Source organism: Pantoea sp. ME81 (assembly GCF_903970985.1).
GTDB classification, from domain to species: domain Bacteria; phylum Pseudomonadota; class Gammaproteobacteria; order Enterobacterales; family Enterobacteriaceae; genus Pantoea; species Pantoea communis.
The window spans coordinates 1-15050 of sequence record NZ_CAJCKS010000026.1 but is presented as its reverse complement, the minus strand read 5'-3'; the positions used below and the strand labels follow the sequence as shown (position 1 = coordinate 15050).

The 15050-nt window shown below is 54.0% G+C and carries 13 protein-coding genes and 1 pseudogene; 8 read left to right on the top strand and 6 right to left on the bottom strand.

Features of this window, described 5'->3' with window-relative positions; all coding sequences use genetic code 11:
• Positions 1-26 precede the first annotated feature (26 nt).
• Positions 27-1688, bottom strand: a complete 1662-nt coding sequence (sgrR, locus tag H7A81_RS07140; protein WP_182057098.1) for an HTH-type transcriptional regulator SgrR — start codon at positions 1686-1688, stop codon at positions 27-29.
• A gap of 253 nt (positions 1689-1941) precedes the next feature.
• On the opposite strand from sgrR, the gene H7A81_RS07135 reads away from it, so the two are divergent.
• A complete protein-coding gene (locus tag H7A81_RS07135; protein WP_182057097.1) occupies positions 1942-3123 on the top strand; it encodes an MFS transporter in 1182 nt (393 codons plus the stop codon).
• Between the two features lie 83 nt (positions 3124-3206).
• Here H7A81_RS07135 and leuD read toward each other — a convergent pair whose 3' ends face one another.
• The 5 genes from leuD to leuL form a co-directional block, all read right to left on the bottom strand.
• Complete coding sequence (leuD, locus tag H7A81_RS07130) at positions 3207-3812, bottom strand: 3-isopropylmalate dehydratase small subunit (RefSeq protein WP_182057096.1); 606 nt, start codon at positions 3810-3812, stop codon at positions 3207-3209.
• 3 nt (positions 3813-3815) lie between these two features.
• Positions 3816-5222 carry a 3-isopropylmalate dehydratase large subunit gene (gene leuC, locus H7A81_RS07125; RefSeq protein WP_058960909.1) on the bottom strand — a complete coding sequence of 469 codons (1407 nt, stop codon included), beginning with the start codon at positions 5220-5222 and terminating at the stop codon, positions 3816-3818.
• A 4-nt stretch (positions 5223-5226) separates the two neighbouring features.
• Positions 5227-6318: a 3-isopropylmalate dehydrogenase gene (gene leuB, locus H7A81_RS07120; RefSeq protein ID WP_058960908.1), complete on the bottom strand. Its 1092-nt coding sequence runs from the start codon at positions 6316-6318 to the stop codon at positions 5227-5229.
• Positions 6319-6320: 2 nt separating this feature from the next.
• Positions 6321-7883: a 2-isopropylmalate synthase gene (gene leuA / locus H7A81_RS07115; RefSeq protein ID WP_034826001.1), complete on the bottom strand. Its 1563-nt coding sequence runs from the start codon at positions 7881-7883 to the stop codon at positions 6321-6323.
• Between the two features lie 98 nt (positions 7884-7981).
• On the bottom strand, positions 7982-8065 hold the full coding sequence (gene leuL / locus H7A81_RS27965) for a leu operon leader peptide (protein ID WP_101749442.1): 84 nt from the start codon (positions 8063-8065) through the stop codon (positions 7982-7984).
• 733 nt (positions 8066-8798) lie between these two features.
• Here leuL and ilvI point away from each other — a divergent pair.
• The 7 genes and pseudogenes from ilvI to H7A81_RS07075 form a co-directional block, all read left to right on the top strand.
• On the top strand, positions 8799-10523 hold the full coding sequence (gene ilvI, locus H7A81_RS07105; RefSeq protein ID WP_034825999.1) for an acetolactate synthase 3 large subunit: 1725 nt from the start codon (positions 8799-8801) through the stop codon (positions 10521-10523).
• Positions 10524-10525: 2 nt separating this feature from the next.
• Positions 10526-11017 (top strand): acetolactate synthase small subunit, encoded by a 492-nt coding sequence (gene ilvN / locus H7A81_RS07100; RefSeq protein ID WP_034825997.1) that lies wholly within the window; start codon positions 10526-10528, stop codon positions 11015-11017.
• Positions 11018-11215: 198 nt separating this feature from the next.
• Positions 11216-12226, top strand: coding sequence for a catabolite repressor/activator (gene cra / locus H7A81_RS07095; protein ID WP_097118335.1), 1011 nt, complete (start codon positions 11216-11218; stop codon positions 12224-12226).
• Positions 12227-12719: 493 nt separating this feature from the next.
• A complete protein-coding gene (gene mraZ / locus H7A81_RS07090; protein ID WP_034825993.1) occupies positions 12720-13178 on the top strand; it encodes a division/cell wall cluster transcriptional repressor MraZ in 459 nt (152 codons plus the stop codon).
• Positions 13179-13180: 2 nt separating this feature from the next.
• A complete protein-coding gene (gene rsmH / locus H7A81_RS07085) occupies positions 13181-14122 on the top strand; it encodes a 16S rRNA (cytosine(1402)-N(4))-methyltransferase RsmH (RefSeq protein ID WP_182057095.1) in 942 nt (313 codons plus the stop codon).
• On the top strand, positions 14119-14439 hold the full coding sequence (ftsL, locus tag H7A81_RS07080) for a cell division protein FtsL (RefSeq protein WP_034825986.1): 321 nt from the start codon (positions 14119-14121) through the stop codon (positions 14437-14439). Before rsmH ends, ftsL begins: the two co-directional genes overlap by 4 nt.
• A 20-nt stretch (positions 14440-14459) precedes the next feature.
• Positions 14460-15050 (top strand): annotated as a pseudogene (locus H7A81_RS07075) (peptidoglycan glycosyltransferase FtsI); the annotation flags it as partial.

Genomic DNA, 15050 nt, shown 5'->3' with positions numbered 1-15050 from the left:
GACACTTCTGTTACAGCGCGAAAGTGTCACAGCTCCGGTGGTGCAAACCAGGCCGATTTAAAGTCAAACCAGCCGAGCGTGTTGAGCCGCACACCGCGCATACTGCGCTGGCCTTCCAGCAGTAACCAGTGATGGAAGAGCGGATGAACAAAGTCGCTGTTCACCAACTGTTTGCTCCACTCGGCCAGAGGCAAGGCTTTCTGTCGCCACTGTTGTGCATCTGCGTGCCAGTCAATCGGAACGCAGTGATGCATGAGCGGCAATTCGTAGAGCTGCGCAAACAGTGCGTAGTCGAGCGGCAGAGTGAAGTTGACGCTGCCGAGCCAGATGTCACTCTCTCCTTCACCTTCGAACCACTCTTCGTAGCTCAGCTCGCGCGTAATCAGCTCAACGCCCTGTTCAGCCAGCAGCGGGCGCAGGGCGTTAGCAATCCCTTCATGCTCAACATGATGGCTGTACCAGCTGATGGTCAGTTGCGTGAGTCCATCGGGCTTTTCGGCTGGGGTGAGATCGCGGCGATGATGCCAGCGCGGTAAGAAACCGTATGCAGGGAACCAGTAGCGCTGATAGCCCACACCCGCATGGTTGAGCAGGGCAATCGGGTTGAGCAGATAGCTCACCCAGCGTCGAAAATGGGCATCCTTACCACGCTCTGAGCGCTGGTCGAACAGCAGGAAATAGCAACCTTCTTCCAGACGGCTCTCTTCGGATTTCTCATCGGCGGTTTCCCCCTGCAGCTTCACGCCGGCATACACCAGCTCGTCGCTGATTTCCGGCAGCACCCAAATCGACACGTCATCAATCAGCGCGCGATAGCCAAAATAGTCATCAAAGGCGGCGATTTTCAGCTGCGTCTGCTGGTTGCGTACCACGCTGTAAGGACCGGTGCCGATGGGTTGACGGGCAAAATGGCGCAACGTCGGCCATTCGCGCGGCAGGATCATCGCGCTGACGCTGGCCAGCAGCCAAGGCAACCAGCTATCGGGCTGCGTCAGATGAATATCCAGCGTCCAGGGCGCGGGAGAGTGCAGTTTGTCGATATGCGAGAATAGTGGCTGACTGCGTACGCGATCCAGCGAGGCGATAACGTCTTCCATCTCCAGTTCACGTCCGTGATGGAAACGAATTGCGGGACGTAAAAAGAAGCGCCAGTGGAGTGGGGAGGTTTGCTGCCAGTGATGGGCGATATCCGCTTCGATTTCCCCCTTTTCCTCATTTATCCGCGTCAGGCCGTTAAAGATTTGTCGCGCCAGATGGGTTTCCGAACGACGCAGCGGCGAGCCCGGCAGCAGATTGGGCAGCGGACGGTAATAGAGCACGCGCAGGATGTGCTTGCCCTGGCGGAAACTACGTCCGAGATGGGCCGCAATCATCTGCCGCACCTGATTCTTATCGCCGACCAGTTGCACCAACTGCTCTATGCGGTCCTGCTCCAGTAGATCCTCGGCGCGCTGCTGCTGGAGTGCCAGGCCGGTGTAATTGAAGCTCAGAGTCGAACGCTTACCGCGCCCGGCTTCTGCCTGCCAAATCAGCCAGCCCGCATCCTGCATGGCATTCAGCAGATTACGCATGTGGCGGCGCGAGCAGTGCAGTCGTTCAGCCAGATCGCTTAAGGTGGTTTCCTGATCCACACCCTGGCAGCTTTGCCACAGGCGGATGAACTGCTGTTGCAGTCGCGCAGAGGACATAAAAGGGGAACTCCTTCTCAGAATCGCTCAGTTTTTCCTGCCCCATATTAGAGGCATACTGCCAGGCAATGGAAGAGCGGGAGGCATTCAGCAATGAATGGCGCTCTGCCAGCGGTTCCGCCGACGTGGAGCCTTTTCTGAGTAGGGTGCATTTCACCGCCAGCAGCGTTTTCTCTGCTGGCTTTTTTCGTTTTGCTGTGAAATCTTCTACCCTCTTTGTCTTAGCCTCATTTCTCCGCAAAGGGATTTCTGCATGAAATCGCTGTTAACGCGCCAGCGTCGTCTTAACCCGGTTTATCTCTCTTTTATGGCGGTGTCGTTTATGACCGGCGTCGCCGGTGCTCTACAGGCGCCGACGCTCAGTTTGTTTTTGACGCGCGAAGTGCAGGTGCGCCCGTTTTGGGTCGGTCTGTTTTTTACCATTAACGCGATTGCCGGGATTGTGATTAGCCTGCTAATGGCGAAGCGCTCGGATAACCGTGGCGATCGTCGTAATCTGATCCTGTTTTGCTGCCTGATGGCGGTACTGAATGCGCTGCTATTCGCCTTTAATCGTCATTACCTGACGTTGATCAGTGTGGGCGTGTTGCTGTCGGCGCTGGCCAGCGTGGCGATTCCGCAGATCTTTGCGCTGGCACGTGAGTATGCCGATCAGTCGGCGCGTGAAGTGGTGATGTTCAGCTCGGTGATGCGTGCGCAGCTGTCGCTGGCATGGGTGATAGGCCCGCCGCTGTCGTTCGCCTTAGCGCTTAACTATGGCTTCGTGACGCTGTTCTGCGTGGCGGCGGCGATTTTCCTGCTCAGTATGCTGCTGATTTGGCGCACTCTGCCTTCAGTGCCGCGCGTGGCCGCGACGCCAGAGCAGGTGCTGACCCAGCTCAGTCCGTGGAAAGATAGCCAGGTGCGAATGCTGTTTATCGCCTCGGTGGTGATGTGGGCGTGCAACACCATGTATATCATCGATATGCCGCTGTATATCAGCTCCACATTGGGGTTGCCGGAAAAACTGGCGGGATTATTGATGGGGACGGCGGCAGGGTTGGAGATTCCTATCATGCTGCTGGCCGGACACTACGCGAAGCGCTTTGGTAAGCGCAAGTTGGTGCTGTTAGCGCTGGTGGCGGCGATTCTGTTCTATCTCGGACTGGTGTTGTTCCAGTCGCGCACGGCATTGATGGTGCTTCAGCTGTTCAACGCGGCGTTTATCGGCATCGTCGCGGGAATTGGCATGCTGTGGTTCCAGGATTTGATGCCGGGACGCGCGGGCGCAGCGACCACCATGTTTACCACCTCGATATCGACCGGTTTGATTATTGCAGGATTGATACAGGGCACGCTGAGCGAGCGCTTTGGCCATGAGTCGGTGTATTGGCTGGCATTAGCGATGGCGCTTGTGGCGTTGGGGCTGGCGTCGCGCGTACGTGATGCCCGATAAATATAAAGTCGCCCGCAAAGGCGACTTTATAAACATTCAGGGTGAATCTATTCGATACGCATTGAAGCGCACCGAATAGGGCATTAACGCAGGAACGCTGGCTGACTGGTCTCGTAGTTGGAGATGGACGCTTCGTGTTGCAGCGTCAAACCAATGCTGTCGAGGCCATTGATCATGCAGTGACGGCGGAAGCTGTCGATTTCAAAGCTGTAAGACTTATCACCGGCCGTCACGGTCTGCGCTTCCAGATCCACGGTAAAGGTCACGCCTGGCTGCGCGGCCACCAGTTTGAACATCTCATCCACTTCTTCATCGCTCAACTTCACTGGCAGCAGCTGGTTGTTAAAGCTGTTGCCATAGAAAATATCCGCGAAGCTTGGCGCAATCACCACGTGAAAACCGAAATCGGTCAGTGCCCATGGGGCGTGCTCACGTGATGAGCCGCAGCCAAAGTTTTCACGCGCCAGCAAGATGCTGGTGCCTTTAAATTCCGGCTTGTTCAGCACGAAACCTGGGGTTGGCACGGTGCCCGCATCATCTTCAAAACGCCAGTCGTGGAACAGGTGCGCGCCAAAACCGGTGCGCGTCACTTTCTGCAGGAACTGTTTTGGAATGATGGCATCGGTATCGACGTTCGCCGCATCCAGTGGCGCCACAATTCCGGTGTGTTGGGTAAATTTGTTCGCCATGGCTTAAGCTCCCTGAGTCAATTCACGAATGTCGGCAAAACGACCGGTTACTGCCGCCGCTGCAGCCATCGCCGGGCTCACTAAGTGAGTGCGACCGCCACGGCCCTGACGACCTTCAAAGTTACGGTTACTGGTGGAGGCACAACGCTCGCCTGGGTTCAGACGGTCATTGTTCATCGCCAGACACATGGAGCAACCCGGCAGACGCCATTCAAAACCCGCTTCCAGGAAGATTTTGTCCAGACCTTCGGCTTCGGCTTGTGCCTTCACTGGGCCTGAGCCAGGGACGACCATGGCAACAACGCCTGGTGCGACTTTGCGGCCTTTAGCGATGGCTGCCGCAGCGCGCAAATCTTCAATTCGTGAGTTGGTGCAGGAGCCGATAAAGACTTTGTCGATAGCGACTTCAGTCAGTTTAATACCCGGCTGCAAATCCATGTAAGCCAACGCTTTCTCGGCAGAAGCACGCTCAACCGGATCGGCAAAGGATTGCGGGTTAGGGATCGCCTGATCCACCGCCATCACCTGGCCTGGGTTGGTGCCCCAGGTGACCTGCGGCGCGATATCGGCCGCGTTCAGGGTGACAATGGTGTCGAATTTGGCATCGCTGTCGGACTTCATCGTACGCCAGTAGGCGACGGCTTCATCCCACTGCTCGCCCTTCGGTGCGAACTGCTTGTCTTTCAGATAAGCGAAAGTGGTTTCATCCGGCGCGACCAGGCCCGCTTTGGCACCCATCTCAATCGCCATGTTGCACAACGTCATACGGCCTTCCATGCTCAGCGCTTCAATCGCCGGGCCACAGAATTCCACCACGTGACCAGTACCGCCGGCGCTGCCGGTTTTACCAATAATCGCCAACACGATATCTTTTGCCGTAATGCCCGGCGCCGCTTCGCCCAGCACTTCAATCTTCATGGTTTTGGCACGGCCCTGTTTCAGGGTCTGCGTGGCAAACACATGCTCAACTTCGGAGGTGCCGATACCGAATGCCAGCGAACCGAATGCGCCGTGGGTCGCGGTGTGGGAATCGCCGCAGACGATGGTCATGCCTGGCAGCGTCATCCCTTGTTCAGGCCCGATCACGTGCACGATACCCTGGAACGGGTGATTCAGGTCATACAGCTGAATGCCGAACTCAGCACAGTTCTTGATCAGCTCTTGCATCTGAATACGCGCCATCTCACCCGACGCGTTAATGTCTTTGGTCTGGGTAGAAACGTTGTGGTCCATGGTGGCGAACGTCTTCGACGGCTGGCGCACTTTGCGGCCGTGAGCGCGCAGGCCATCGAAGGCCTGCGGTGACGTCACTTCATGGATCAGATGGCGATCGATGTACAGTAACGGGGTTTCGTTTGGTGCTTCGTGGACGACATGTGCATCAAATAACTTCTGGTATAAGCTTTTCATTTTATTATTTTTCCTCAGCGATGAAACCAGCAATGATGCTGCCCATTTCATCTGTGCTCACAGCTGGGCCGTTACCGGCTAAATCGCGGGTACGATGGCCCGCTTCCAGCGCACGGCTGACCGCACGCTCGATACTGTCTGCAGCTTCAGCGGCATTCAGGCTGAAGCGCAACAGCAGAGACAACGAGAGAATCTGAGCAATTGGGTTGGCAATGTTCTGACCGGCTATATCGGGCGCAGAACCGCCCGCAGGCTCATACAGACCGAAACCTTCTTCATTCATGCTGGCAGAAGGCAGCATGCCCATGGAACCGGTGATCATCGCGCATTCGTCTGACAGGATGTCACCGAACAGGTTAGAACAGAGCAGCACGTCAAACTGTGATGGATCTTTAATCAACTGCATGGTGGCATTATCGATGTACATGTGGCTCAACTGCACATCCGGGTAATCTTTTGCCACTTCATTAACGATTTCACGCCACATCACTGAGGTCTGCAGCACGTTGGCTTTATCCACTGACGTCACTTTGTTACGACGCTTGCGTGCGGCTTCAAAGGCGTTGCGTGCAATACGCTCGATCTCGAAACGGTGATACACCTCGGTATCAAATGCACGCTCATGTGGACCGCTACCTTCGCGTCCTTTCGGCTGACCAAAGTAGATGCCGCCGGTTAATTCACGCACGCAGAGGATGTCGAAACCGCGTGCGGCGATGTCGCTGCGCAGTGGGCAAAACGCTTCCAGGCCTTTATATAAGGAAGCGGGGCGCAGGTTGCTGAACAACTTAAAGTGCTTACGCAGTGGCAACAGTGCACCACGCTCAGGCTGACCCGCTGGCGGCAGGTGTTCCCATTTTGGACCACCGACAGAGCCGAACAGAATCGCATTCGCTTGCTCTGCACCGGCAACGGTGGCAGGCGGCAGCGGTTCACCGTGACGATCGATGGCGATACCGCCAACATCATATTCGCTTGTGGTGATACGCATGTCGAAGCGCGCGCGAATTGCGTCGAGAACCTTGATAGCCTGCGCCATCACTTCCGGGCCGATTCCGTCGCCTGGCATTACCGCAATATGATAAGACTGAGTCATAGTTACACCGTTTCCTTCTGATCTTTAAATTTACGCTGCAATTCTTTTTCTACCTGTTTGGCGCGCCAGATGTTGTTCAGGGCGTTCACCATCGCTTTAGCAGAAGATTCGACGATATCAGTCGCCAGGCCAACGCCATGGAATTTACGACCGTTGTAGTTCACCACGATATCAACCTGGCCCAGCGCGTTCTCGCCGTGGCCTTTCGCGGTCAACTTGTAGTTCACCAATTCTGCTTCAAAGCCGGTGATGCGGTTGATGGCCTGATATACGGCATCCACCGGGCCGTTACCGGTCGCGGCATCGGCTTTGGTCTCTTCGCCACAGCCCAACTGCACCGACGCGGTGGCAGTGACGCTGGAACCGGTCTGCACATTGAATTCGTTCAGCTGGAAATATTCTGGCTCTTCATTCTGTTTGTTGATGAACGCCAGCGCTTCCAAATCGTAATCAAATACCTGGCCTTTCTTGTCGGCCAGCTTCAGGAAGGCATCGTACAGAGCATCGACGTTGTAGTCGGAATCTTTGTAGCCCATCTCTTCCATGCGATGTTTCACCGCAGCACGGCCAGAGCGTGAAGTCAGGTTCAACTGAATTTTGTGTAAGCCGATCGATTCTGGCGTCAGGATTTCGTAGTTTTCGCGGTTCTTCAACACGCCATCCTGGTGAATACCAGAGGAGTGAGCAAACGCACCCGTACCCACAATCGCTTTGTTGGCTGGAATCGGCATGTTGCAGATTTGGCTGATCAACTGGCTGGTGCGGTATATTTCCTGATGATGGATATTGGTGTGCAGGTTCATGATCTGCTGACGGGTTTTAATCGCCATAATCACTTCTTCCAACGCACAGTTACCGGCACGTTCGCCCAGGCCATTGATGGTGCCTTCAACCTGACGCGCACCTGCTAACACCGCTGCTACGGCATTGCCGGTTGCCATGCCCAAATCATCATGGGTGTGAACAGACAAGATAGCTTTATCGATGTTCGGTACGCGTTCGCGCAACTGGCTGAAGATGTTGGCGTACTCGTGCGGCAAGGTGTAACCAACCGTATCCGGGATGTTGATGGTGGTCGCGCCGGCGTTGATCGCGGCTTCCACTACGCGGCACAGATCGTCGATAGGCGTACGGCCACCGTCTTCGCAAGAAAACTCAACGTCATCGGTATAGTTGCGGGCACGTTTAATAGAGGCTACCGCGCGGTCAATCACATCTGGCAAGGTACTGCGCAATTTGGTGGCGATATGCATTGGCGAAGTGGCGAGGAAAGTATGAATGCGGAATGCTTCAGCCACACGCAAAGCCTCGTAGGCGGCATCAATATCCTTATCCACGCAGCGAGCCAGGGCAGCAACGCGGCTGTTTTTCACCGAGCGCGCGATGGTTTGCACCGATTCGAAATCGCCTGGCGAAGAGATAGGGAAACCGACTTCCATTACATCCACGCCCATACGCTCCAGCGCCAGGGCGATCTGCAGTTTTTCTTTAACACTCAGGCTGGCCTGTAATGCCTGCTCGCCGTCGCGCAGAGTGGTATCGAAAATAATAACTTGCTGGCTCATGGTCATCTTCCTTTTGCTTTAACTCAACTTCGCCGGTGTAACGAGCATAAAAAAACCCGCGCATCGGCGCGGGTTCTTTAAACTTCTTCAGGTTCGAATCAGTGATTGATTCCACCCACAAGTCTACCGCGCAAACTGAATGCGTTTAGTAGTAGACCGAGTAGGCGGAAAGAATGGAACATGAATCAAACCTCGTAAATTTTGTGCTGCACATATTGATACTGGGATTGCTGTGGGAAGTCAACCCTAAGTGAAAGGGTATTTCTTTTGTCGGTTAAGGGCGATCTGCTGCGAATATCCCGCTACACAGAGCTTTGGCATTAATTAGCTGCATGCATAATGGCTTAAACAGCCTAAAAAATTTTTTATAAAAACGAATTAATTTTAAGTTATTGAATTTAATATGTTTAATCGGGGTTTTGGTTCAATCATAAAAACAAGATTTTGCGGGTTGCTTAGCACAATGTCATGCAAGAAGCGGATTTTGAAGTTAATCACGCCAGAAAGTAATATTCAGGAAAAATTGTGGGCTAACCGGCCAGGCAATATGAAAATCATATTTCTTAGAACACGCTGCAAATAATCATGAAACCAGCATTTTCATCTGTGGTTGTGGGATGGCATTAGTTTAATCCTCGCGAGCGATTATCACGTGTCAGTGCCTTTTGTGCCGAAATAAGCCTGTCGCAGCCTCCTGTCGTTTGCAGGCCGGGTTTTCTGCGGTTATGGTAATCGACCTACTCTTAAAAGAATCAACTCAAGTAGATTCCCTGTACCTGGAAGGCAGAAATGAATTCTGTCATCTGAGCATAAACATAAGGTTTTGATCTTAACTGGCGAATACGGGGCTGGGTGTCAGTGGCGCAGGGGCAATGCGCGTCACGGGATCCGGTTCCTCAAGCCTGGAGGCAGAAAATGGAGATGTTGTCAGGAGCCGAAATGGTCGTCCGTTCGTTAATCGATCAGGGCGTTAAGCAGGTATTCGGCTATCCGGGCGGAGCAGTGCTCGACATTTACGATGCGCTGCAAACGGTCGGTGGAATTGACCACGTATTAGTGCGTCACGAGCAAGGCGCTGTGCATATGGCAGATGGTCTGGCACGCGCGACCGGCGAAGTCGGCGTGGTGCTGGTCACCTCAGGTCCAGGCGCCACCAATGCCATTACCGGTATTGCGACGGCCTATATGGATTCGATTCCGATGGTGATTCTGTCGGGTCAGGTGCCGTCTTCACTGATCGGCTACGATGCGTTTCAGGAGTGCGACATGGTCGGGATTTCCCGTCCGGTGGTCAAACACAGCTTCCTGGTGAAAAACGCGGAAGAGATCCCAACCGTGCTGAAAAAAGCCTTCTGGCTGGCAGCAAGCGGTCGCCCAGGCCCGGTGGTGATCGACCTGCCAAAAGATATTCTCAACCCAGCGAATAAACTGCCGTACGTCTATCCTGAGTCGGTCAGCATGCGTTCTTATAACCCAACGATTCAGGGGCATAAAGGACAGATTAAGCGTGCACTGCAAACGCTACTGGCCGCACATAAGCCGGTAATTTATGCCGGTGGCGGTGCGATTATGTCCGGCTGTGAGGCGGAGCTGCTGCAGTTAGCTGAACAGCTGAATATTCCGGTCACCATGTCACTGATGGGCCTCGGCGTGTTCCCTGGCACGCATCGCCAGAGTGTAGGCATGCTGGGTATGCACGGGACTTACGAAGCCAATATGACCATGCACAATGCCGATTTGATTTTCGGCATTGGTGTGCGCTTCGATGACCGTACTACCAACAACCTGGCGAAATATTGCCCGAACGCCACCATCATGCATATCGACGTCGATCCGACCTCGATTTCCAAGACCGTCAGCGCCGATATCCCGATTGTCGGTGATGCGAAGCAGACGTTGTCGCAGATGCTGGAACTGCTGGCGCAAAGCGATGCGAAGCAAGAGCTGGATAGCCTGCGCGACTGGTGGCAGACCATTGATGGCTGGCGTAGCCGTAAGTGCCTTGAATTTGATCGCACCAGCGACAAGATCAAACCGCAGGCGGTGATCGAAACCATCTGGCGTCTGACTAAGGGGGATGCGTACGTTACCTCTGATGTCGGCCAGCATCAGATGTTCGCCGCGCTCTATTATCAGTTTGATAAGCCGCGTCGCTGGATCAACTCCGGTGGCCTTGGCACCATGGGCTTCGGCTTACCGGCTGCGCTGGGGGTGAAAATGGCGCTGCCGGATGAAACCGTCATCTGCGTGACCGGTGATGGCAGTATTCAGATGAACATCCAGGAGCTGTCGACGGCACTGCAGTACGATTTACCGGTGCTGGTGCTGAACCTCAACAACGGTTTCCTCGGTATGGTGAAACAGTGGCAGGATATGATTTATTCCGGCCGCCACTCGCAATCCTACATGCAATCTCTGCCTGACTTTGTGCGTTTAGCCGAAGCCTACGGACACGTGGGTATTTCCATCGCGCACCCCGCTGAGCTGGAAGAGAAGCTGCAGCTGGCATTGGATACCCTGGCGAAAGGGCGTCTGGTGTTTGTTGATGTGAATATCGACGGCAGCGAGCACGTTTACCCGATGCAGATTCGCGGCGGTTCGATGGATGAGATGTGGCTGAGCAAAACGGAGAGGACTTAATTATGCGTCGTGTGTTATCGGTACTGCTGGAAAATGAATCCGGCGCATTGTCTCGCGTAGTGGGTTTGTTCTCGCAGCGCGGCTACAACATCGAAAGCCTGACCGTTGCGCCAACCGACGATCCAACACTGTCGCGCATGACCATTCAGACAGTCGGCGATGAAAAAGTGCTGGAGCAGATTGAAAAGCAACTGCACAAGCTGGTGGACGTGTTACGTGTCAGCGAGCTAGGGCAGGGTGCTTACGTTGAACGTGAAATCATGCTGGTGAAGATTCAGGCAAGCGGGTATGGCCGCGAAGAAGTGAAGCGCAGCGCGGAAATTTTCCGTGGCCAGATTATCGATGTGACGCCAACGCTGTACACGGTTCAGCTGGCAGGCACCAGCGATAAACTCGACGCCTTCCTCAACACGGTACGCGATGTTGCTGAGATCGTTGAAGTGGCGCGATCAGGGATTGTGGGCGTGTCACGTGGCGATCGTGTGATGCGTTAATTCCGCAGAGTTATCATCCTGCTTCCAAGCTAACCCGGCGTAATGCCGGGTTTTTTTTATTTAATGCGCTTGTGAGTGCTGCCCGATAAAAGCGGTTGCTCAGCGTAGTGTTCTGCGGTTAGATGTTACAAATGTTTTACCCATAGCTACTCTGCGGACATTTGCCCAGCCCTGGCTTATCAGAATTAAGGTGTCATCGTGAAACTGGATGAAATTGCGCGCCTGGCGGGCGTGTCGCGCACCACGGCCAGCTACGTTATCAATGGCAAAGCGCGGCAGTATCGTGTCAGCGACAAAACCGTCGAAAAAGTGATGGCGGTGGTGCGTGAACATAATTATCACCCCAATGCTGTTGCGGCAGGCCTGCGCGCCGGACGTACGCGTTCAATTGGTCTGGTGATCCCGGATCTTGAGAACACCAGTTACACGCGCATTGCCAATTATCTGGAGCGCCAGGCACGTCAACGTGGCTATCAGCTGCTGATTGCCTGCTCGGAAGATCAGCCTGACAATGAAATGCGCTGTATTGAACATCTGCTGCAGCGCCAGGTGGATGCGATCATCGTTTCGACCTCGTTGCCGCCAGAACACCCGTTTTATCAGCGCTGGATCAACGATCCGCTGCCGATTATCGCGCTGGACCGTGCGCTGGATCGTGAACACTTCACCAGTGTGGTCGGTGCCGATCAGGACGATGCGCATGCTCTGGCGGCTGAATTGCGTCAGCTTCCGGTGAAAAACGTGCTGTTCCTTGGGGCCTTGCCTGAGCTTTCAGTCAGTTTCCTGCGTGAAATGGGCTTCCGCGATGCGTGGAAAGACGATGAACGCACGGTGGATTACCTCTACTGCAACAGCTTTGATCGCACTGCGGCTGCCACACTATTCGAGAAATACCTCGAAGATCATCCGATGCCGGATGCGTTGTTTACCACCTCATTCGGTCTGCTTCAGGGCGTGATGGACATTACCCTAAAGCGGGATGGCCGCCTGCCCACTGACCTGGCTATCGCCACCTTTGGCGACCACGAATTACTGGACTTTTTAGAGTGCCCGGTACTGGCGGTGGGGCAGCGTCATCGCGATGTCGCCGAGCGCGTGCTGGAATTAGTTTTGGCCTCGCTGGATGAACCGCGCAAACCGAAGCCGGGATTAACCCGTATTCGCCGCAATTTATTCCGCCGTGGTCAATTAAGCCGACGTACGAAATGAAATCGCGGGCAGATGGCTGCCCGCACTTATTAATCATTCAGATATTTTTCTGCCATAGGACTGGGGTAAAAAAGCGTAAATAGTCACCACTTTCCCTAACGAATTAACTGCGCTGAATTTTCTTATTTGTTTACATCTTCAGCAGTGACGCGTAGCAGAGCTGGCGCGATGGTGCTGGGCTTCCTTTCAGAAATCCCCTAAAATGCAGCCGCTGTCGCATATCCCGGGATAATTATCTTTTGCGATTAAAACGCTTTATTTTTCGCCATTTTTCAAATCGTGAAAATTTTTATTCCATTATTCATCAGGTTAATTTTTTATTTTGCCATTCATTCCCCTAAATTTCCCTCCACTAAATAATTCTCACCCTTGTAAAGAGTGATATTCACTTGTCGTTGCGGCTTGACAAGGATTTCATAGGCTCCGTAAACTCGTTTCGTGGTAAAAAGTGGGATAAAGTGGTGAAAACGGGTGATTGGGGGGTAGGACTGACATGTTCCGAGGAGCAACGTTAGTCAATCTCGACGGCAAAGGCCGATTGGCGGTACCAACACGCTATCGTGAATTGCTTGTCGCGGAGTCTCAGGGGCAAATGGTGTGCACCATTGACCTCCACCAGCCATGTCTGTTGCTTTATACCCTGCCCGAATGGGAAATCATCGAGAAAAAACTGGCGCGCTTATCCAGCATGAATCCGATTGAGCGTCGCGTGCAGCGACTGCTGTTAGGACATGCGAGTGAATGCCAGATGGATAATGCAGGTCGTTTGTTGCTGGCGAATACGCTACGGCAACATGCGAGCCTGACCAAAGAAGTGATGCTGGTTGGACAGTTCAATAAGTTTGAGCTGTGGGATGAACAGACCTGGTATCAACAAGTTAAGGACGATATTGACGCAGAACAGTCGGCTCAGGAGCCTTTATCTGAGCGGTTGCAGGACTTGTCGCTATAGCTATGCAGGATAATTTTAAACACACCACAGTGCTACTGGATGAGGCGGTTAACGGCCTCAATATCAGGGACGACGGCATTTACATTGACGGCACTTTTGGGCGCGGCGGTCACTCACGTCTGATCCTTTCGCAACTGGGCGAGAAGGGGCAGTTACTGGCGATCGATCGCGATCCGCAAGCCATAGCCGCTGCAGCTGAAATTCAGGATCCACGTTTTTCGATCGTGCACGGACCCTTTTCGGCGCTGGCAGAGTATGTCGAAGCGCGTGGTCTCACCGGCAAGATCGATGGCGTATTGCTCGATCTTGGCGTGTCATCACCGCAGTTGGATGACGCAGAGCGCGGTTTCTCGTTTATGCGTGATGGGCCACTGGATATGCGTATGGACCCGACACGGGGCCAGTCTGCAGCAGAGTGGCTGATGAACGCCGAGGAAGCCGATATCGCCTTCGTCATCAAGACCTACGGTGAAGAGAAATTTGGCAAACGTATCGCACGCGCCATCGTCGAGCGTAATCGTGAACAGCCAATGACGCGCACCAAAGAGTTAGCCACCGTGATCGCTGCTGCGATGCCGGTGAAGGACAAGTTTAAACATCCGGCCACGCGCACCTTCCAGGCGATTCGTATCTGGATCAACAGCGAACTGGAAGAGATCGATACTGCACTGAAAGGGGCAATGTCGGTGCTGGCACCTGGCGGGCGGTTATCGGTTATCAGCTTCCATTCGCTGGAAGACCGTTTGGTGAAGCGTTTTATGCGCGATCAGAGCCGAGGCCCGCAAGTTCCAGCGGGTATCCCAATGACCGACAGCCAGCTTAAAGCGCTAGGTGGACGTGAATTGAAAACCTTAGGCAAGCTGATTCCGGGTGAAGCGGAAGTCAACGAGAACCCACGCGCACGCAGTTCGGTACTGCGTATTGCTGAGAGGACCGCGACATGATTGGCAACGAGCGACACAGCCTGCCCGGCGTCATCGGCGGTGACCTGCTGCGATTCGGCAAGATCCCGGTGTTGCTGCTGATTGCAGTACTTGTGTCCTCGGTGTTGGTGGTGACCACCACGCACAAAACGCGCCTGTTAACGGCGCAGCGCGAACAGTTGGTGTTAGAACGTGATGCGCTCGATATCGAGTGGCGTAACCTGATTTTGGAAGAGAATGCGCTCGGCGATCATAGCCGGGTTGAGCGAATAGCAACCGATAAGCTGCAGATGCAGCATGTTGATCCTTCTCAGGAAAATATCGTGGTGCAGAGATAAATAAGGAATCGCAGACCTCAATGAGCGGCGCAGGCAAAACGCTGAAGTTAAAAAAACAGGAAGATAAGGCCAGCTTTATAAGCTGGCGTTTTGCGTTGCTGTGCGGCTGTATTTTACTGGCTTTGGGCGGATTGCTGTCACGCGTGGCGTGGTTACAGGTCATCAGCCCTGATAAGCTGGTCAAAGAAGGGGATTTGCGTTCGCTGCGTGTTCAATCTGTTCCCACTGCACGTGGCATGATCAGCGATCGTGCTGGCCGTCCATTGGCCGTTAGCGTGCCAGTGAATGCCATCTGGGCCGATCCTAAAGAGCTGATGGAACATGGCGGTGTGTCACTCGACAGCCGCTGGAAAGCCCTTTCAGATGCCTTATCTATCCCACTTGATCAACTCGCCGCGCGCGTGAATGCCAATCCCAAAGGGCGCTTTATCTATCTGGCGCGCCAGGTGAACCCAGCGATTGGCGAATACGTCAAAAAACTCAAGCTGCCCGGCATTTACCTGCGCGAAGAGTCGCGTCGTTACTATCCAGCCGGTCAGGTCACTGCACATCTGATCGGCTTTACCAACATTGACGGTCAGGGCATTGAGGGCATCGAAAAGAGCTTCGAC

What these genes read in the sequence shown, in the direction of transcription:
- sgrR (WP_182057098.1), bottom strand. Translation starts at nt 1,688, where the DNA reads ATGTCCTCTGCGCGACTGCAACAGCAGTTCATCCGCCTGTGGCAAAGC.
- H7A81_RS07135 (WP_182057097.1), top strand. Translation starts at nt 1,942, where the DNA reads ATGAAATCGCTGTTAACGCGCCAGCGTCGTCTTAACCCGGTTTATCTC.
- leuD (WP_182057096.1), bottom strand. Translation starts at nt 3,812, where the DNA reads ATGGCGAACAAATTTACCCAACACACCGGAATTGTGGCGCCACTGGAT.
- leuC (WP_058960909.1), bottom strand. Translation starts at nt 5,222, where the DNA reads ATGAAAAGCTTATACCAGAAGTTATTTGATGCACATGTCGTCCACGAA.
- leuB (WP_058960908.1), bottom strand. Translation starts at nt 6,318, where the DNA reads ATGACTCAGTCTTATCATATTGCGGTAATGCCAGGCGACGGAATCGGC.
- leuA (WP_034826001.1), bottom strand. Translation starts at nt 7,883, where the DNA reads ATGAGCCAGCAAGTTATTATTTTCGATACCACTCTGCGCGACGGCGAG.
- leuL (WP_101749442.1), bottom strand. Translation starts at nt 8,065, where the DNA reads ATGTTCCATTCTTTCCGCCTACTCGGTCTACTACTAAACGCATTCAGT.
- ilvI (WP_034825999.1), top strand. Translation starts at nt 8,799, where the DNA reads ATGGAGATGTTGTCAGGAGCCGAAATGGTCGTCCGTTCGTTAATCGAT.
- ilvN (WP_034825997.1), top strand. Translation starts at nt 10,526, where the DNA reads ATGCGTCGTGTGTTATCGGTACTGCTGGAAAATGAATCCGGCGCATTG.
- mraZ (WP_034825993.1), top strand. Translation starts at nt 12,720, where the DNA reads ATGTTCCGAGGAGCAACGTTAGTCAATCTCGACGGCAAAGGCCGATTG.
- rsmH (WP_182057095.1), top strand. Translation starts at nt 13,181, where the DNA reads ATGCAGGATAATTTTAAACACACCACAGTGCTACTGGATGAGGCGGTT.
- ftsL (WP_034825986.1), top strand. Translation starts at nt 14,119, where the DNA reads ATGATTGGCAACGAGCGACACAGCCTGCCCGGCGTCATCGGCGGTGAC.